Annotated in this window: 11 protein-coding genes; 5 read left to right on the forward strand and 6 right to left on the reverse strand. The window is 43.4% G+C overall.

Annotated features, from left to right (window positions below; genetic code table 11):
- Positions 1–124: 124 nt before the first annotated feature.
- Positions 125–1,120 carry an L-glyceraldehyde 3-phosphate reductase gene (mgrA, locus tag AC59IL_RS20040; protein ID WP_496553970.1) on the forward strand — a complete coding sequence of 332 codons (996 nt, stop codon included), beginning with the start codon at positions 125–127 and terminating at the stop codon, positions 1,118–1,120.
- Between the two features lie 374 nt (positions 1,121–1,494).
- A complete protein-coding gene (locus AC59IL_RS20045) occupies positions 1,495–4,170 on the forward strand; it encodes a glycoside hydrolase family 2 protein (RefSeq protein ID WP_496553971.1) in 2,676 nt (891 codons plus the stop codon).
- Positions 4,171–4,229: 59 nt separating this feature from the next.
- Here the strand turns inward: AC59IL_RS20045 and AC59IL_RS20050 are convergent, their stop codons facing one another.
- Positions 4,230–5,525, reverse strand: a complete 1,296-nt coding sequence (locus AC59IL_RS20050) for a MutS-related protein (RefSeq protein ID WP_496553972.1) — start codon at positions 5,523–5,525, stop codon at positions 4,230–4,232.
- A 78-nt stretch (positions 5,526–5,603) separates the two neighbouring features.
- Between AC59IL_RS20050 and AC59IL_RS20055 the strand changes: the two genes are divergently transcribed.
- The gene (locus AC59IL_RS20055; RefSeq protein ID WP_496553973.1) at positions 5,604–6,500 is read left to right on the forward strand and encodes an aldo/keto reductase; all 897 of its coding nucleotides are present in this window, start codon (positions 5,604–5,606) and stop codon (positions 6,498–6,500) included.
- 100 nt (positions 6,501–6,600) lie between these two features.
- On the opposite strand, the gene AC59IL_RS20060 is transcribed toward AC59IL_RS20055, so the two are convergent.
- From AC59IL_RS20060 to recG, 4 genes are all read right to left on the reverse strand, one after another.
- Positions 6,601–10,263: a DUF7948 domain-containing protein gene (locus AC59IL_RS20060; RefSeq protein ID WP_496553974.1), complete on the reverse strand. Its 3,663-nt coding sequence runs from the start codon at positions 10,261–10,263 to the stop codon at positions 6,601–6,603.
- A gap of 38 nt (positions 10,264–10,301) precedes the next feature.
- Entirely contained in the window at positions 10,302–11,399 is a 1,098-nt protein-coding gene (locus tag AC59IL_RS20065) for a PorP/SprF family type IX secretion system membrane protein (RefSeq protein WP_496553975.1), read from the reverse strand.
- A 154-nt stretch (positions 11,400–11,553) separates the two neighbouring features.
- Complete coding sequence (locus AC59IL_RS20070) at positions 11,554–15,225, reverse strand: DUF7948 domain-containing protein (protein ID WP_496553976.1); 3,672 nt, start codon at positions 15,223–15,225, stop codon at positions 11,554–11,556.
- A 157-nt stretch (positions 15,226–15,382) separates the two neighbouring features.
- Positions 15,383–17,548: an ATP-dependent DNA helicase RecG gene (gene recG / locus AC59IL_RS20075; protein ID WP_496554061.1), complete on the reverse strand. Its 2,166-nt coding sequence runs from the start codon at positions 17,546–17,548 to the stop codon at positions 15,383–15,385.
- Between the two features lie 346 nt (positions 17,549–17,894).
- Here recG and AC59IL_RS20080 point away from each other — a divergent pair, with 346 nt between their 5' ends.
- Positions 17,895–18,533, forward strand: coding sequence for a DUF4136 domain-containing protein (locus tag AC59IL_RS20080; protein WP_496553977.1), 639 nt, complete (start codon positions 17,895–17,897; stop codon positions 18,531–18,533).
- Positions 18,534–18,564: 31 nt separating this feature from the next.
- Positions 18,565–19,191, forward strand: coding sequence for an OmpW family outer membrane protein (locus AC59IL_RS20085; protein WP_496553978.1), 627 nt, complete (start codon positions 18,565–18,567; stop codon positions 19,189–19,191).
- 196 nt (positions 19,192–19,387) lie between these two features.
- Here the strand turns inward: AC59IL_RS20085 and AC59IL_RS20090 are convergent, their stop codons facing one another.
- Positions 19,388–19,939, reverse strand: a complete 552-nt coding sequence (locus tag AC59IL_RS20090) for a YqgE/AlgH family protein (RefSeq protein ID WP_496553979.1) — start codon at positions 19,937–19,939, stop codon at positions 19,388–19,390.
- Positions 19,940–20,154 lie beyond the last annotated feature (215 nt).

Here is a 20,154-nt window from a genome sequence, read left to right on the forward strand (position 1 = left end):
CACAATTACCGGCTGAATCGTACGTTGATAATAAAATAGTAATCGAAGTTCTTTACCATAAGTATTATAGGAATGTTCAATGTTCAGATAAAAAATTGAAATTTGACATTCATAATACTAAAACATGGCATACAGTCCTTCATCATCCCGTTACGATTCCATGGTTTATAACCGTTGTGGTAATAGCGGTTTATTATTACCAGCGTTATCATTAGGGCTATGGCATAATTTCGGAGGAGTAGATGATTTCAAAAATAGCCGTCGTATTGTACGACATGCTTTTGATAAAGGCATTACCCATTTTGATCTGGCGAACAATTACGGGCCACCGCCCGGTTCGGCCGAAGAGAATTTTGGGGCCATGTTGAAAAAAGATTTTTCGGGTTACTTGCGCGATGAGCTTGTCATTTCTACCAAAGCAGGGTATCTCATGTGGCCCGGTCCTTATGGCGACTGGGGTTCACGCAAATACCTGATGTCAAGTCTTGATCAAAGCTTACGACGCATGCGGCTGAATTATGTGGATATATTTTATTCGCACCGGCCCGATCCCGATACACCACTGGAAGAAACAATGATGGCTTTGCACGATATTGTAAAGAGTGGGAAAGCATTGTATGCAGGTATTTCGAATTACAAAGCGCCCGAAGCCAGAAGAGCATTTGAAATATTAAAACAACTGGGTACGCCTTGTTTAATACATCAACCCAAATATTCAATGTTTGAAAGATGGGTTGAAGGCGGTTTGCTCGATGCGCTGGAAGAATATGGAGTAGGATGTATTCCGTTTTCTCCGTTAGCGCAGGGACTTTTAACCGATAAGTATTTAAAAGGTATACCTGAAAATTCAAGAGCATCAAAAGCGCATGGCTTTTTAAAAGCACATGATATAACGCCTGAAAAGCTTGAGAAAATTACAAAGCTGAACGATATAGCCAAAAGGCGTGATCAAACCCTGGCGCAAATGGCATTAAGCTGGTTGCTGAAAGATAAAAGGGTTACCACTGTGCTGATTGGCGTAAGCTCAACAGAGCAATTAGACAATAACCTTAGTTGTATCAATAACTTACAGTTTTCGGCCGAAGAATTGAATGAAATTGAGGCTGTGTTGCAGGTGTAGAGCGGAATGCAGCAAAAGAAAATGCTAAACGATCAGAAAAAATTTGCACTGGTTAAAGGCTGCAAAACGCTTAGACAAAACAAATTTTAGTATTATATTGCACCGTTTGAGGAACTACCCATAGACTTTTCCTGTAATATAATGTGTGAGTAGCTATTAATTGATGTAGGAAATAAAAACCAATATCCACTCATTGAGAAACTGTTCAGTAGCGCATTATAAGCAGGAAAAAAGTGTTAACTAAACCATTTACCGTAGAAAGAACACCGCAAGGGTATTCTTACTGCTTAGTTGGCTGGTTATCACTCATGCCGTGGTTTTACAGCGGTGGGCCTGATAATTCTATTTAGTAGCTACTTATCCATACACCTGAAATGAAAAAGACTATCCTGCTTCTATTTATCCTTCATGGAATTTGTACCCGTGGCCTGACACAGGAAACGATTACACAATATTTATCCGGAACAGATAAAGACCATACCACACCGTGGGAGTTCTACTGTACCAAAGGGCGAAACAGTGGTACCTGGACGAGTATTCCAGTGCCTTCTCTTTGGGAGCAGCAGGGCTTTGGTAACCTTGGCAACGACAAAAAAGCCGATGAACAAGGTTTATACCGCTATGCTTTTCCGGCTGCCAAAGACTGGCAGAACAAACGGGTATACTTAGTATTTGAAGGCGTTATGAGCGACGCCGAAGTAAAACTGAACGGCAAATCGGCCGGTGATAATCACCAGGGCGGTTTTTCGCAGTTTAGTTATGATATTACTCCGTTGATCCGCTACAGCGATCCTAATTTGCTCGAGATCTCTGTGAGTAAAAAATCATCAAATCCTTCGATCGATCGTGGCCAGCGCCGTGAAGATTTCACCGCAACCGGCGGTATCTTCCGACCTGTATATTTAAAGATAGTACCCGAAGCACATATTGAACGGGTTGCTATCGATGCCAAAGGAAATGGCAATATGCGGGTACTGGTAACCAGCCATAATACTAAGCCTAATCAGTCGATCGAAGTACAGGTACAGGATCTGCAGGGCAAACCTGTTGGCGATCCTACCCAGGTAAGTGCTTCAGATAATGCTGAGATCAAAAAACAGTTGACCGTTTTTAAAACATGGAACCCCGAACTTCCGCACCTATACCAGGCCGTTGTATCTATTAAAGATGCCGACAATGTGGTACATATTTACAGACAACGTTTTGGATTCAGAACTGTTGAATCAAAATCGGATGGTTTATATGTTAATGATACAAAAGTGATCTTTAAAGGTGCCAACCGCCGCTGTGCTGAAACCGGGCTTCTCGGTAGCATTGATGGATATGTTGCAGATATCAATGCCATGAAGGACCTGAACATGAATGCGGTTCGTATATCTTATTACCCGCCCGATCCGGCCTTCCTTGATTTGTGCGACTCGTTGGGACTGTTTGTTATTAATGAACTAAGCAATGGCACACAAAGCTCTTATGATGGCGAAACAGCTAAAAAGATTACCCGTGAAGTAGTATTACGCGATGTAAATCACCCGTCGGTAATTATATGGTCGAGTGGTAATGAAAACGGTATTGATAAAGAGTATACCTCAAACGATCCGCAGGGACGTATCGTTATTCATCCGTCTGTTAAAGAGGGTGATGTAAAAAAGAATGCCGACTTCAATTCTGTTGCCAACTCAATATTATATGGTACAGAAACTTTTTACCCGGCTGAGTTTGCGAATGGTTTGTACAATGGCGGCCGTGCTGCAGGGTTAGATGATTTCTGGAGCGAACAGATAAAGCAATCAAAATTCGCGGGCGGCTTTTTGTGGTCGTACCAGGATAATGTAGCAGACAGCGATGCTTCTGCCGACAAATCTAAAGCCGACAACAGAGGTCCCAGTTATTATGCTATTAAAGAAATATGGGCGCCGCTAGCGTTTGAAAATACCACCATCAGTGCTGCTTTCAAAGGCGATATAAATGTCGAGAACCGCTTTTTGTATACCAATTTGAATAAATGCCGGTTCGACTGGAAGCTGGTACTGTTCCCGAAAGCCACGCAAAAAACTACCAATCCGCTTACCATCGGTGAAGGCACTGCTGCCTCGCCTTATATCGGTCCCGGCGAAAAAGGTACTTTGAAACTGGCATTACCTGCTAATTTTATGAGCGCCGATGCCCTGCAAATCAGCGTATTCGATGCAAGAGGCAAGGAAATTTATACCTATAACTTTCCTATTCACCGCCCTACCGATTTAATCAGAACAATTCCTGAAGTTGCTTCTATTTCTACCATCATGTTAACCGAGGAAGAAGGATTCTTTTCACTGGTGTGCGATGGTATCAACTATATTTTCGACAAAAAAACAGGTAACCTAACAAAAGTGTATTGCGGTAAACGCGACATTCCTTTCATAGGTCCTTTTGTTGCAGGTGTTGATCTGACGCTCACTGAGTTCAAACATTCTGAAGTAGATAAAACCCATTTTGTTGAATCAACTTACAAAGGTGATAACTCTTTAACTGTAAAATGGACTTTCAAAACCGGTGATTTACCGAAGATGGAATACAATTATGCGGTTAAAAATCCGGGTGAGTTCATGGGTATTACATTTAAATATCCCGAAGAGAAAATAGTAGGAATGAAGTGGTTTGGCCGTGGCCCCTGGCAGGTGTGGAAGAACCGTATGAAAGGTTTGCAACTGGGCGTATGGGAAAAATCGAACAAAGTTTCTCCTTCGGGCGAACCACCAAAGAATGCCGAATTTAAAGGTTGGCACTCTGAAATTTACTGGGTTCAGTTCCAGACCAACATGGGTAACTTCACTATCTATAATGATCAGTCGGATGTATTCCTTCAGTTATTCAATCCGCTGAAATCGGGGCTTGCTATGAATGAGTTCAGCAACCAGCCCTTCCCTGAAAACGGTAATATCGGGTTTATGAACAACATCAGTGGTATTGGAACCAAATTCCAGCCTTCTGATAACAGCGTTTCAAAAAGCCTGAAAAGTGTTAACAGCGACCAGTATTCAGGTACATTGTGGATAGACTTCAGATGGTAATACTATAACTATCTAATAAAATAGAAGGTGCATCCGGTGGGTGCACCTTTTTTTATTCTTCATTTTTCATTGCTGACTTCTACTTTCAATAATCGATTCAATCCTTCCTGCTCAAAAAGCAATCGCCCCAGTTTCAGGTCGCTCCAGCCCTGTTTTAATGTATAGGTAAATACAGGTTGGTTATTTTCTGTGAGACACTCGATATAATATGTGCTGATTGTATTCAGGTTGATCAGGTCTTTCAGCTGATGCAAATGGGTTGAGATCAGAAAAATTGAATTGCTGAATTGCACCAATCCCTGAATGGTTTGTTTTGATATTTCCAGTGCATCCTCAATATTGGTACCCTTGAATAATTCGTCAAAAACCGCAAAGCACCTTTTATGAACGGCATCCATAACCACGTTCTTTAAAGTTTTTATTTCAGATAAAAAATGGCTGTAGCCGCTTTGCAGGTCATCTTTAACATTAATAGCTACCGAAATGGTTTCAAAGAACGGCATCCGGCAACCGTCGGCAGGAACGCCACAACCTAAATGGCCCAGGTAAACACACAGGCTGATCGCTTTTAACAGGGTTGACTTACCTGCCATATTGGGACCTGTTAACAGCAGTACATTGTGGTATTGGGTTATAGCGTTTTTTACAGGCGATTTTAACGCCGGATGATAAAAACCGGTAATGGCAAAGGTGTTATCGTTCGTGAATTCAGGAAACTGCAGGTTGCGTTTTTTATGCGCTGTGGCTATAGATAAATAGGCTTCAAATAAAAACAGATTGTTCCAGAAGATATCGATCTGCTGTGATTCAAATTTGATTTGTATAATATGAATGATATCGATGATATGACTAATACTGAATTTTCCATTACGAATTAATGGTTCGTATTTGACGGGGTTAAAGTCCGACAGAAAACTGTTAATCTGGTTAAGGCGGATAGCAAATTCGCCCGGAAAATCATTGGATATTATTCGTGTAAAGTAGCGGTTGTGTAATTTATTAAAAAGGAGCAGGCATTGAATAATATGTGCACTTATTATCTGCTTTTCTTTTGCAAACCACAGCAGGTGCATACTTAGTTCAGGCCGTCGCTTATTAAACAATTTATTATTGCCGATAGCTGATAAAAAAGCATGTGTTTCGTACAGGTCCTGTTTGGCGTACGGAGCAGGTTGAATGTTTTTTTCATTCGCAATAAAAGTCTTAATGATCTGCTGCCTTTCAAAAATGGTACCCATATCGGCGGGCTGATCGGTTAACCAGCCAAGCAATGCCTCATAGGCAAAGATGTTTTGGGTATAATCGAATAATGGTTGTATTTCTTTTTCAATATGAAGATCATTAACGTTAGTCATACCCATTTATATCGAAAAAGAAAAATAGAGAATGAAGTTGGAAATGAATGTTAAAGTTCTATTTGCGACCTTTACCTCATGAAATATCAGCAATTAGGAAAATCCGGTCTGCAGGTAAGCCGTATTGGTTTTGGCTGTATGTCGCTGGGCAACGATCAGGCGGCCAATGAGCAATTGTTGCACCGGGCCATTGATATGGGCATTAATTTTTTTGATACAGCCGATTTGTATCAGAAAGGGTTTAATGAAATATCGGTAGGCAAAGCCCTTAAAGCTAAACGAAAACAACTGATCATTGCTACCAAGGTGGGCAATCAGTGGCGTGCCGATGGCAGCGGGTGGGACTGGAACCCTCGCAGAGAATACATTCTGGCTTGCGTGGAAGAAAGTTTACAACGGCTGCAAACAGATTATATTGATCTATACCAGCTGCATGGCGGTACCATCAACGATCCCATCGATGAAACCATCAGCGCATTTGAGCAATTAAAGCAGCAGGGTAAAATACGCCATTATGGTATTTCATCTATAAGGCCTAATGTGATTCGTGAATACATTACAAAATCGAACATAGTAAGTGTGATGATGCAATACAGTTTGTTAGACAGGCGACCCGAAGAAACCTGCTTGCCTTTATTGCACCAGCACAACATAGGTGTTTTGGCTCGGGGATCGGTTGCCCAGGGATTACTGGTTAATAAGCCACCGAAAAATTATTTGAATTATAATGAAGAGGAGGTTGAACTGGCTGCTATAGGTATTCGTGCTATTTCAAATGAAAAGCGAAATACGGCTCAAACGGCGTTACAGTTTGTACTGCAGAATCAGGCCGTTAGTTCGGCCGTAACCGGTATCAGAACCCTTCAACAACTCGAAGAGGCTGTTGAAACCCTCAATACACCCATGATTACTGAAACTGAAATGAGCATGCTGCAAAACGCCATTCCGGTTAATTATTACGAACAGCACAGATAAAACCGGAAGAAGATTGGTTGAAGGAGTTGATTAGTTAACAAGTTAATTAGTTAACAGGGCTTTTTAACTTGTTAACTAATTAACTTATCAACTATATTAATTATCGTATCAGCGTAATATCACCTGTTTTTCGAAGCTTCTTACCATCAAAAAACTCTACGTCTAAAGTGTAGGCATATACGTCCATGGCCTGCAATTCGCCTTTATAGGTTCCATCCCATCCCACACGGCGGTCCTGGGTTTCGAATACCAGCTTGCCCCAGCGGTTGTATATCTTCCAGTTCATTTTTGCAATACCAAAACCCGTTACCATAATATAACCGTTTTTACCAAAGCGGCCGGGCGTAAAGGCATTGGGAACGTCGAGCAAGGGATTAATAAGCGCTTCAACCGGTTTGCAGGTGGTATCGGAGCAACCATACTCATTTATGGCAACCAGGCAGGCATTGAACGTGCCGGTAGAATTATATTGATGGCTTACGGTATCCATGTTGGTTCTGGTAGCAAATTCACCATCGCCAAAGATCCATTTGTATTCGGTAGCGCCCGACGATGAATTGTTGAAAATGGTGGGCTTGTTTATTGCCGGTGGTATTGGTGAATAAGTGAAATCGGCAACCGGCAACGGATATACATTAATATCCATTGAGGTACTATCCTTAATGTTACAGGTATTTGAATCGATAGCCAGGAGTTTAACATGATACGTGCCTACATTGGTATAATCATGAACAGGGTTTTCATCGGTTGAGGTGGTGCCATCGCCAAAGTCCCAGAAAAACTGCTGACCTGCCAGCGAGGTGTTATTAAAATAAGCTGTATATGGTGCACAACCCGTAGGTGGTGTTTCAAAGCGGGCTTTAACGAGCGGCGATACCCGCAGTGTTTTTTCAACCGTATCGGGCGAGTTGCAATAGGCGGTATCGTTAAGAATAAGCTTTGTTATATATGTGCCGGCATTGGTAAACGAATGCTGTATAGGCGAAGTGCCGGGTGTTACACGCACACCATCGCCAAAATCCCAGGTAAAGCTTTTGGCATTAAATGGTTTTCCGGCCGGGAAGGTGCTGGTATTGGTAAATTCATACAGCAACGATTCGCAGGGAGGCAGTTTCATAACATCAAACGCCAGGTTGGCCGGATCGTCGCGCACATAAATATTTGTGTAAGCCGTATCACTGATGTTGCAGGTAGTTGAGTCGATACCGATCAGCCGTACGCGATATTTACCAACAGCATTAAAAGTATGACTGATATCGTACGTGGTGGTTGTAAAATCGCCGGTGCCATCACCAAAATTCCATATATACGTTTTGGCGTTTAAAACGGTGTCTTTAAAAGTAACAGTGAAAGGTACACAACCTACAGTATCGGGTACGCCTTTGAAATAAGCTTTGGGGCCCGAACCAACGCCTGCGAAATTAAAGGCAATTTTTACAGCTGCAAGATTACAACCCTGGGGCAGTGCTGCATTTACCGGCCCCCATACACCGGGTGTAATGGGATAACTTTTCGTAATCGGTACGCCCGATATATTGTTTCCTGCACAATTGGCGCAAATAGCCTGATAAATAACGCCCTGGGCATCGTAGCGGCTGGTTCCGCCATCTACGTGCTCGCCAAAACCTCCGTCCTGCCCAAAGAAGGTGCCATATAATAATCTTGACGAATTTCTTTCAAGTACAATGAAATAAAAGTCACGGTTATCAGTAATTGATTTTACTGCATCTGCCGTTACCGGCATCCCGGCTGTGCCCGACATATCATACGGGTCGGCTACTACGTTAGGTGGTAACCACCAGCCACCCCAGCCGGATACGTACACATTTTCACAACGATCGACCATAAAGGCAACCGGCGAAATGTTGGGTTTGCTCGCCCCGCTGCCAAATACCGTAGTATATACAACGCCTGTAAGATCGGGCTGTAGTTTGGTAACAAACTGTTTTGATCCGGGGTTACTATAGGCTACATTCACGGGGTTAATGGTTCCGCGTGTTACGCCCAGAATATAAGGGAAACTGTACTTGTCGAACTGAATGCCGTATAAAATATCCACATCATTAGTACCGATATACGTGCTTTTTAACAGGGTAGTGCCGTCGTTTGAAATGATAGATACAAAGCCGTCGATATCGCCATTGTTCATCGTTTGCTTAATAACGCCCGCGGCCATACCGGGAAAATTGGTGCTGGCGGTACCGCCTGCCACATAAATTTCATTGGTTGAAGGGCGAATCGACAGTACAAAAGCGGCATCTACATCAGAGCCTCCGAGGAAGGTGCTCCAGATGATCGTATTACAATCGGGATTGATCTTCAAAACAACTCCATCCTGCCCGCCGCCAAAAGTATTATCGAAACCACCGCCCCGTATGGGGAAATCATTCGATTGCGTTTGTCCGGCTACGTAAATATTGCCGGCGCCATCCAGTATCACTTCACTGTGTGAGTCATCGCCATAGTTCCTGAGCAGGGTGGCTGTTTTATGGTCACCGGTTTCCATCTGGTCTTCAATATTCAAACCATCGTTGCCCGTACCGCCGATGCGCATGGAACCGATTAAAGCTGTTCCGGCGGCATTTAATTTGGTTACGATCATTTCACTGGTACCATTGCGTCCGGGACCTTCCATATTGCCCGGATAATCGGTTGAATAGGTTCTTCCCAAAATCACCAGGTTGCCCTGCGGATCGCATATAAGACTGTGTGGATATTCATCTTTTCCTCCTCCAAGATAAGTGGCATATACGCGCTGCGAACCATCAGCACTGAATTTTAAAATACCGATATCTATTCCTTTATCGCCGCCCGACGACCATCTTGTTTTATAAGCGCCGTTATTTACCGGAAATCCGTTCCCAAATACAATTCCACCCGAATACAACGAGCCGTCTGGTCCCGGTGTAGCTGTAAAAGCCCATTCGTCGGCCGTACTGCCGGTGAATGATGAAAATATTACAGTAGGGTCAATAACAAGGGTGCTTGTTTTTGAATAATTGGCTACTTTAAACCGTATGGTGTTTTTGTTGGCCAGTTCATAGCTGCAACTGGTTTCCTGTTTGCCATGTACGTTATCGAACTGAAAAGTATACGGGTATAACTCTCTTACATCGCCTACCGATGTTTTAATAACGAGTTCCTTGTTCTTTATCGCAAGCTTATCGGCTCCTTCATAATGCATCAGAATGTTGCTTACATCGCCGCCGGGATTAACAATGATATCGTATTTTAAATGACCGCTCTCACTATAATACCGCACATCGATATTGGGATAAACATTTTTATACAAAACGGCCTGGTACGATTTTACATTGCTGGCCCATTTTGAAGCATCATTACCGATGATATAGTTGGTGTAGCCGGGCAATACTTTGTCGGGAATAATTTCAGGATTGCCGGCGCCGCCAACAAACTGTACTTCGTAAGCGTGTGAGCGAAGCGTGAAGGCTGAAGTATCTAAAGATGAATTAATTCCGGTTCGTTGACCGATCCTTTTATTGGCTGATTTTGGCCGGTTGCCCATTCGTGAAAACGGATCGTGATTGTCGCGAAGCCGTGCAAAGTCATCGAGATTATGCTGTACAACGGTAAATCCGTTTTTTTGAAGGAAGAAGTTACCTGCAGGCAACTGGCCTTTGAATTTTACTTTGTTATCCCACTGTCCTTTATTCTCAACAAATTCAAATACCGATGGGCCTTGTGCAAATATTTTTACACCTGTTACCAGCAGGGCTATAACGATCAAACTTTTCTTAACCAAGATTGCTGTTTTCAATGTATTTTAATAGGATGGTGCGATTAATATTTGAAAGAAGGGCACATGGATTGTCTTCTGTCGCCATTGTACTCATTGTAATAACCGGGTCGTAACAAGGCAAATTCAAAAGCGCCGCGTGAATGATTGTACTGGCTTAAAGAAGATGTGGTGGCATCGTAAGTAAACATCAGCTTCAGGCTTTTCCATTCAAAACCAATCAGCGGAATAAAAGCATCGCCGGCCCTGTAATACAAACCGCCAAATAACTGCGCTTCGCCGTCGCCCGACAGGTTATACTGAATATTTCCGCCTGCTACCAGTTCGCTTGCTTTGGCTTCGGTGGTAAAGTAGGCCATCGGGTTAATAATTACCTGGTCGTTTAATTTTACACTGGCATTTACAAATGCATTGTACCGGCGCGGAATGCGTGAATCGACACCCGACTGGTCGGTGCTGAAAAATGATTCGCGCGGCTGGTTCAGGTGCCAGGCCGATAAGCCGCCATTGATGTATAATTTATCGTTGGGAAAATAAGCATAGTTAACGCCTACCTGCATATCAAAATAATTGATATTGGGATTGTCGAGTACAACGCTGGTTGGTAAATTGGAATCGAAAAACTTACCGTCGAACTGATCGGGAAATTTAAGATCGGTGGTATTGATACGCTTATTAGCCCAGCCTACATTAAAACCGGCCGACAATAAATGCGCAACACCCAGCATCTGATGATAGGCTGCCGAAGCATATATTTTGGTAGATGTGAGCTTACCCGAACCGGCCACATCGCGTAAAATAACACCCCCTAAACCCAGCCAGCCACTTTCAATACGGTCGCGAAAAACCTGTGCGTCGCCCCAAATGCTCATTGTTTTATAGGGCACACTCATAATTGTTGACCACTGATTGCGATAGTTAACGCCTAAACGATAATCGGCATCGGGAATGAAACCGGTGTTGGCGGGATTGGTTGTGAGCGGAGAATTGAACCATTGCGAAAAGTGCATGTCCTGCGCAGCTGCCTGATAACAAAAACACAGCGCATATAGAAAAGGCAGCAGGAAGATTTTCAGCAAACGGTTTGTTGTTTTCCGGGTCACAGCCATCGTCTCTGTTTGTTTAGTTATAATTTTCTTCATAAACCCCCAATCTAAAATTACAATTTGTTGCGGCACTGCATAGCTTTTATGCAGCCTTTAACGTATTATTTACGATGCTGTTTCATAGGCGATTACATTCTATAAATTCAGGTCGCCGGGTGTAAACTTCGATTGAATGAAATTTGGTACATAGCTATCGAATCAAAGTAATATCCCCGGTTTTTCTTAGTTTTTTTCCGTCGTAAAATTCCACATCAAGTGTATAAGCGTATACATCTGTAGGCTGGGGCTGGCCTTTAAATGAGCCATCCCATCCTATTTTACGGTTATTTGTTTCAAACACCAGCTGGCCCCACCGGTTGTAAATTCTCCACGTCATTTTCGTTATGCCAAAACCGGTTATGCTAATGTAGCTGTTGCGGCCAAAACGACCCGGTGTAAATGCATTGGGTACATCCAGCAGGGCATCTATCACAGCCTCCACGGGCTTACACAGCGTATCGGTACAACCATATTGGTTAAATACTACCAGGCAGGCGTTAAAGGTGCCTGTTGCATTGTACTGATGGCCTACCGTATCCATGGTGGTTTTAATGGTTGAATCGCCATCGCCGAAAATCCATTTATACCGCACGCCGCCCGACGATAAATTGGTAAATATGGTTGGCTTATTGGTTTGTGGCGGTATAGGCGCCACACTAAAGTTTGCCGTAGGCAACGGATAAACATTTATATCCATTGCGGTTGAATCGATAATGTTACAGGTGCTTGAATCTATTGCCACCAGTGAAACATGATAGGTGCCTATATTGTTGTATAAATGAACAGGATTTACATCAGTTGAGGTGGAGCCATCACCGAAATCCCAGAAAAACTGTTGTCCTGCCAGTGATGTGTTATTAAAATAAGCTGTATAGGGCGCGCAACCTGTAGGCGGTGTTTCAAACCTTGCATCTACCAGCGGCGACACGCGCAGTTCTTTTGTAATGGAATCGGGCGAATTACAATAGCTGGTATCTTCCAGTATCAGTTTTGCTTTATAAGTTCCTGCAGCTGCATAGGAATGTTGTATAACCAGGGGACCTGGTGTTACACGGGTACCATCGCCAAAATCCCAGGTAAAGCTGCCGGCTTTAAACGGCTTCGTGGCAGGGAAGGTGGTTGTATTGGTAAACTCGTACAACAATGACTGGCATGGAGGCTGCTTGATAGCGGTAAAATCAAGGTCGGCTTTATCTGAACGTACATGAATAGTTACGTATGCAGTATCCCTGATATTACAGGTGGTTGAATCAATAGCGATCAAACGTACCCGGTAGTCGCCTACTGCCGAAAAGGTATGTGTTACATCGGCGTTGTCGGTAGTAACATCGGGGGTGCCATCGGCAAAAGTCCACACATAACTTTTGGCATTAAGAATGGTATCGCGTAGCTGAACAGTAAACGGAACACAACCGAGGGTATCGGGCATGCCATTGAAATACGATTTGGGTCCCGCGGCCACACCGGCAAAGTTGAAAGCGATTTTTGCTGCTGCAAGATTACAGTTCGATGTACCTGTTCCGTTCACTGGCCCCCAAACACCGGGTGTAGTAGGGTAGGGAACCGATATATTGCCTACCGAGTTGCCAAAACAGTTGGCGCAAATGGCCTGATAAATGACGCCCTGTGCATCATAGCGGCTGGTGCCGCCATCAACGTGCTCGCCTTCGCCACCGCTTTGACCAAAAAAGCTGCCATATAGCAGCGACGCGGCATCTTTTTTAATGACTATAAAATAAAAATCGTGGTTATCGGTGATCGATTTTATCGCATCGGGTGTGACGGGCATACCGGCCGTACCCGACATGTTGAACGGATCTCTGCCGTTGGTTGATATCCATCCTCCCCAGCCTGATATGTATACATTTTCACAACGGTCAACCAAAAACGCAACCGGAGAAATATTCGGGCGCTGAGCGCCATTGCCAAATGTGGTTGAATAGATAAAACCGCTCAGGTCGACTTTCAGTTTGGCTACAAACTGCCGCGAGTTGCCGCCGTTATATGCTGCATTCTGGATGGGCCATGTACCTTCGGTAATGCCCATTATATAAGGAATGGAAAATTTATCGAATTTAATTCCGTAAACGGCATCAAAAGCGCCGGTACCCATATAGGTGCTTCTGATTTGTGTAGTGCCGTCGTTGCTGATCTCTGTTACAAAACCATCGGTAATGCCGCCCTGGTTGTTTCCCTGGTAAACCCCTGCTTTGTTGCCGGGGAAATTAGTGCTGGTGGTAGATCCTCCTACATAAATATCGTTGGTAGTTGGGTTCAGTGCTATCACAAATGCACCATCATCGCCCGACCCGCCTAAATAGCTGCTCCATACCACGCCGTTGCAATTGGGATTTATTTTAAGCACCACACCATCCTGGTTGCCGCCGGATGATGGCTGAAAAACACCACCGGTAGTTTTAAAGTCGCCCGAACGGGATTGAGCTGCCACATAAATAAAGCCCGCGCCATCCATGGTTACTTCGCTGCGCGAATCATCGCCGTAAAATCGTAAGGTAGAACTAAGGTTGATAGCCCCGCCTTCCTGTAAATCGCTGATGTTTACTCCATCGGGGCCGGTGCCTCCGATGCGCAATGAACCAATGATACCGGTTCCGGTTGCATTTAATTTGGTAACGGCAATATCTGCTCCTCCGCCCGGGCCGAACACTGTTCCCGGATACCGCGACGAATAGGTTCTTCCCATAACAACGAGGTTGCCCTGGCCATCACAGATAAGGCTATGCGGATAATCATTGCCTTCGCCGCCAAGATAAGTAGCATATGACCGTTGCGTACCATCGGGCGAAAATTTAAAGATGCCCATGTCGACACCGCCATTGGAAGAACCTCCCTGAAAAGATGTTTGATAAGCGCCCGGCGAAGTGGGAAATCCGTTGCCGAACACTATACCGCCCGAATACAACGAACCATCGGGCCCCGGCGTGGCCGTGAAGCCATACTGGCCGGCCCGGCTGCCGGTAAAAGATGAAAAAATAAGAGTAGGATCAATAACAAGTGTGCTGGTTTTTGAATAGTTGCTTACTTTAAATCGTACGGTATTATTATCAGCCAGTTCGTACGAACAGGCAATTTCCTGCCTGCCTTTTACCTGATCAAACAAAAAGCTGTAGGGGGCCAGTTCTTTAACATCGCCTACAGTTGTTTTAATGATCAGTTCTTTATTCTTTAGTAACAGTTTATCGGCCCCATCGTACCGCATCAGAATATTGCTCACAGTTCCGCCGGGATTAACAACGAGATCGTATTTCAGCTGGCCGTTTTCGGAATAATATCTTACATCAATATTGGGATAAATATTTTTATACACTACAGCCTGAAAGATCTTTACGTTGCTGGCCCATTTCGAAGGATCGTTTCCAATAAAATAATTGTTATAGGTTGTTATTGCTTTGTCGGGTATTATTTCGGGGTTGGCCGCAGCGCCTGTAAACTGAACCTGATAGGCATGCGAACGTATGTTGTAGGAGGGATAGGTGGCTGCATCGTCGCCCGGTTTTTGACCAGGATATGCTTTACCATTTTTTTCTTTACGTGTATTTGCGGGGGGGGTACTGTTATCGGCTGCTTCGCCGCCATGCTGGCGCTGAAAGAAACGCTTCAGGTCGTCGGTATTATGTTGTACAACGGTAAAACCATTATTATGCAGATAAAATTCACCTGCCGGAAGCTCTCCTTTAAATTTTATCTTACTATCCCACTGTCCTTTGTTTTCTACGAACTCAAATGTAGACGGACCCCCCTGAGCAATCGTTTCAAGGGCTGAAATGGTAAGAAGAAGCATTATCAAACTTTTTCTGCCCAAGGCCAATCGATTTACAATTTATTAAAATATAAACGTTTATTCTGTTATAATCTTACCTGCCTGATGATTTTAATCCATTTTAAATGGCAGAGTGTATTCAATAGCAAGAGATGGATGATGTTTAGGTACGGTTTACATATACCTGGGTACACACAATTTACGAAATTTTACTCCAGGCGGTTTTTCCCTGCAACGATTGCAGATAATTTTTTAGCTGCAAATTTGCTGCCGAACCAAGATCGGGGTCTGCATCGAGCAGGCGTTCGGCCATTTCCCGGGCTACTTCGAGCCATTTTTTATCCTGAACAATACTGGCCAGTTTAAAATTCAATGCGCCACTTTGCCTTGTACCTTCAATGTCGCCGGGACCACGCAGTTCAAGATCTTTCTCTGCTATTCTGAAACCGTCGTTCGTTGCGCACATAGTATTTAACCGTTCACGGGCTTCATTGTTCAGTTTGGTGCCGGTTAGTAATATACAAAAGCTTTTTTCACTTCCCCGGCCCACCCGGCCTCGTAACTGGTGCAATTGTGATAAGCCGAATTTTTCAGCGCTTTCGATCACCATCACACTCGCATTCGGAACATCTACACCAACTTCAATTACAGTAGTACCTACCATTATGTGCGTATCGCGCGTTTTAAATCGTTGCATATTGGTATCGCGCACTTCGGTAGTTTGCCGGCCATGCACCATACTGATCCAGTATTTAGGCTCAGGAAAATAAGCTTTCACATTTTCGTACCCCTTCATCAGGTTTTCGTAATCAGATTTTTCTGATTCTTCAATAAGCGGAAAAACGATGTAAGCCTGTCTTCCTTTGGTAATTTCTGCCTTTATAAAATCCATTACCTGGCTGCGAACCGTTTCATAACGATGTACGGTTAAAATAGGTTTTCGGTTGGGTGGCAGCTCATCCATAATACTGCAATCAAGGTCGCCATAAGCCGTCATAGCAAGGGTACGCGGAATGGGTGTAGCCGTCATTACCAGTATATGCGGGGGTACTGGTGCTTTGCTCCATAACCGGGCCCGCTGCGCCACTCCAAAGCGATGCTGTTCATCAACAATGGCCAGTCCCAGATTTTTAAATTGCACGGCATCTTCAAGCAAAGCATGCGTACCAATTAAAAACTGTAAAGAACCTTCTTCCAGTTGCTGTAATATTTCTTTTCGTACACGGGTTTTCGTTGAACCGGTTAACACCCGCACCGTAACCGGCATATCTTTTAATAAATTAGATATACTGTTAAAATGTTGCTGCGCCAGAATTTCGGTTGGCGCCATCAAACAACCCTGGTATCCATTGTCAATCGCCAGCAACAAAATCAGCAACGCTACCATGGTTTTACCGCTTCCCACATCGCCCTGCAACAGGCGGTTCATTTGCTTACCGCTGCCGGTATCGCGACGAATTTCTTTAATTACCCTTTTTTGCGCCCCGGTTAGTTCAAATGGTAAGTAGTTTTCATAAAACCGGTTAAAGATGTCGCCTACCTGGCTAAATACCACTCCTTTTGAGTAGCGGTGCCGTTGCTGCCGCAGTAAACCCATGCGTATCTGGGCAACGAACAGCTCTTCAAATTTCAGCCTGTCTAACGATTGCTGCCACGAATCGTAATCGGGTGGAAAATGAATATTGGTATAGGCTTTAAAACGGGGAACCAGTTTCAGCGACTGTACTATAGAATCGGGTAAAAATTCAGGAATGTTTTTTTCCTGTAACAATTTAAGCAATGTTTCGGTAAAATGGCCCAATTGCCGGCCCCCCATTCCCCTTGATTTTAATTTTTCGGTACTGGGGTAAACGGGTTCCAGAAAAGATTTGCCTTCCGACTTTTCGCGGCTGTAAACTTCCAGTTCGGGATGGGTGATCTGGGGCTGACCCTGAAAAAAACTTACTTTACCATATACAAGGTAAGTTTGACCAACAGTCAGGGTTTTTTCTATCCACGTAATACCCTGAAACCATATCAGTTCAAGCGTGCCTGAGGCGTCTTTTAATTCGGCCACCAGCCGCCGGCCTCTTTTTTCACCAATGATGCCTACGCTTTTTAAAACCCCCGCTATTTGTATGAAATCGGTTTGCGCATTGATTTCTTTGATCTGGTTAACCTTTGTTTTATCAATATGCCGGTAGGGGAAGTGTTCGAGCAGGTCTTTAAATGTAAAAATGTTCAGCTCTTTTTTGAGCAGGTCGGCCCGTTGCGGCCCCACGCCTTTCAGGTACTCGATCGGGTTGGCTAATATGTCAACAGTTCCTTTAATACGTAATTGATTTGAACAAATGTAAGGCGGTAATTCTGAAGTCAGAAGTCTGATGTCGGAAGTCTGAAAACAGCGTTAACATCTTATTAAAATATCTATAACAATTTTGAATAAACCTACGGCTTCTTAAATAGTCGGAGGTCTGAAAAAAGCGAAGTCTGAAGCCAGAGGTCTGAAGTCGATAGAAGGCTGAAGTCTGAGGCCCGAAGTCCGAAGTCAGATAGAACCCGGCAGGTTATCCCCATTTACTTATTCGCACCCCATCAAATTACAATCATCAGACATCCGACTTCTGACTTCGGACTTCTTACTTCAGTATTTAGGTATCTAATTTGCATGTAGAAATGCATCTGCTTTGTGTGTGATTATCAATTGAAGTAAAACAAAATCAGTTCAGTGTATGAAAAAAATAGTTGTACCTGTTTTGTTAATAACAGGCGTGCTGGCACTTAGCAGTTGCAGAAAAGATCCCGCGAAAAATCTTTCAGGCGATGAAACGCTCATTTACATCACCAATCATTCCGATTCGGTAAATTTTAGTTCGTTCCACTCTTTTAGTATTGCCGATTCGGTAGCTGTAATAAGCAATGGTGAATTTATGGGTAAGGCGCTTACCGATGTAGATGCGGCTTATATAAACGCCGTTAAAGATCAGCTTACACAAAGAGGTTATACCCTCGTTGCAAAAAATCAAAGTCCCGATCTTGGCATTACCGTTAGCCGCATTTATAATACCTCTACCGGTGTATTTGATTATGGCAGTTACTGGGACCCGTATTACGGTTCTTACTGGGATCCTTATTACTGGGGTTATGGCGGATATGGTTATTATTTCCCCTCTTACTATTATGGCACTTACTCAATCACGGAAGGCGCCTTATCGATCGACATATTTAATTTGAAAGATGCCAAACAATCTAACAAATTAAGCAATATATGGAGCGGTTTGATCAGGGGCTCAGGTGTTTTTGGCCAGGCAAATGCCGCCGGTAGCGTTAAAGCGCTTTTTGATCAAAGCACTTATTTCAAAGCCTCGTGATTTTATTTATGAATATTAAAGATTACAGATTATGAAAACTCAGCTATTTGTAACAATAATAACCGGCCTTCTATATATAACCGCATTACCCGTTAATGGTAAGGCACAGGAAAGAACATTGCAGCTTGATTTCAATTACTCAATGAATATGCCTTCAGGTTCATTTAAAACAGATGCTGTAGATAAAACTTCATTCCGCGGCTGGACGGCCAATTTGCTGTATAACATTACCGATAAAATATCAGTGGGGCTGGGAACAGGTTTTCAGGATTTTTATCAGAAGTATCCGCGGGCTGTTTATAAGCTCGATGGCGGTGAAGTATCGGCTGTATTATCAAATTCCATTCAAACCATTCCTCTTTTACTACAGGTGCAATACCGGTTTATGCCCGGCAACACCGTACAACCTTATGTGGGCGTTGGAGTAGGAGGTAACATGGTGGTGTACGATCAATACCTTGGTGAATTTGATAATTCCAAATCGAGCTTCAAATTTGCTGCGCGCCCCATGGCCGGCTTGTTTGTTCCTTTCAGAAAAGATGGCCCTGCCGGAATTAATATTTTCGGCGCCTACAACTATATGCCGTATAACATGGATGGTGTAAGTAATTTAAACAATTGGTCAACGGGGATTGGTATAAAGTTTCCTCTGAGATGATGTATTTAGTTGATAAGTTAACTGGTTGATAAGTTAACAAGTTAAGTTTTAAGTAATAAGTAAATAACCAATAATCAACTACGAAAGCCTATAGTGGTTGCTGCAGGCTTTTTATCTTAAATATCGGCCTGTAAAAATATAATTGTAGAGATTAAATCTGAAAACTACTTAATACTTACTGCTTATAACTTACAACTCAATTAAGCTGCGGATCGACCGGAAAATTCGCCATCATTTCATAATCACCACCAAGATGTTTGAGTGCATCTTTCCATATTTCATCGGCTTTGCGGTGAAAAACCAGTTTTCGGGTAGCCTGGGTAGTAAGCCACGATTTTTCTTTTAATTCATCGTTCAGCTGACCGCTGCCCCAACCCGAATAACCTATGTAGAATCGTATTTTGGTAGTATCTATCGATCCGGCTTTTATAAGCGTAATGGCGGTTTCAAAATCGCCTCCCCAGTAAATGCCATCCAGCACTTCATAACTGCCGGGAATAAGGTCGGGATACTGATGCAGAAAATGAATGGTATCCATTTGAACCGGACCGCCGTAATAAACGGGCAGTTTTAATTCGTCGAGGTCGTTCATCAGCTCGTTCAGCGTATGCCCGAACACCCGGTTTATTACAAACCCAAAGCTGCCTTCTTCCTGATGGTCACATAAAAACACCACTGTTCGCATAAAATTAGGATCCTTTAAAAAAGGCTCCGCTATCAGCAATATACCCGGTCCTGGATTTACCATATTTCTAAATTAGTACTAAAATCGTGTCAGCAAAATGATTCTTCAAAAAAATTAGCTATTCACTAAAACTTTTATAAGTTAGCCGCGCTATTGGCGGGTTAATAGCTGGCTAACTTGGTAAATCTAAGTTAAAACGAAACCTACTAAATTCGTGCCATTAGGGGTTACTAAAATCGTTTATTAATTTTGTCAGTTAAAATTATCTGCTGTGAGAT

This window comes from Niastella sp. sgz303648, assembly GCF_059587045.1.

What these genes read in the sequence shown, in the direction of transcription:
- AC59IL_RS20090 (WP_496553979.1), bottom strand. Translation starts at nt 19,939, where the DNA reads ATGGTAAATCCAGGACCGGGTATATTGCTGATAGCGGAGCCTTTTTTA.
- AC59IL_RS20055 (WP_496553973.1), top strand. Translation starts at nt 5,604, where the DNA reads ATGAAATATCAGCAATTAGGAAAATCCGGTCTGCAGGTAAGCCGTATT.
- AC59IL_RS20080 (WP_496553977.1), top strand. Translation starts at nt 17,895, where the DNA reads ATGAAAAAAATAGTTGTACCTGTTTTGTTAATAACAGGCGTGCTGGCA.
- mgrA (WP_496553970.1), top strand. Translation starts at nt 125, where the DNA reads ATGGCATACAGTCCTTCATCATCCCGTTACGATTCCATGGTTTATAAC.
- AC59IL_RS20085 (WP_496553978.1), top strand. Translation starts at nt 18,565, where the DNA reads ATGAAAACTCAGCTATTTGTAACAATAATAACCGGCCTTCTATATATA.
- AC59IL_RS20065 (WP_496553975.1), bottom strand. Translation starts at nt 11,399, where the DNA reads ATGAAGAAAATTATAACTAAACAAACAGAGACGATGGCTGTGACCCGG.
- AC59IL_RS20050 (WP_496553972.1), bottom strand. Translation starts at nt 5,525, where the DNA reads ATGACTAACGTTAATGATCTTCATATTGAAAAAGAAATACAACCATTA.
- AC59IL_RS20045 (WP_496553971.1), top strand. Translation starts at nt 1,495, where the DNA reads ATGAAAAAGACTATCCTGCTTCTATTTATCCTTCATGGAATTTGTACC.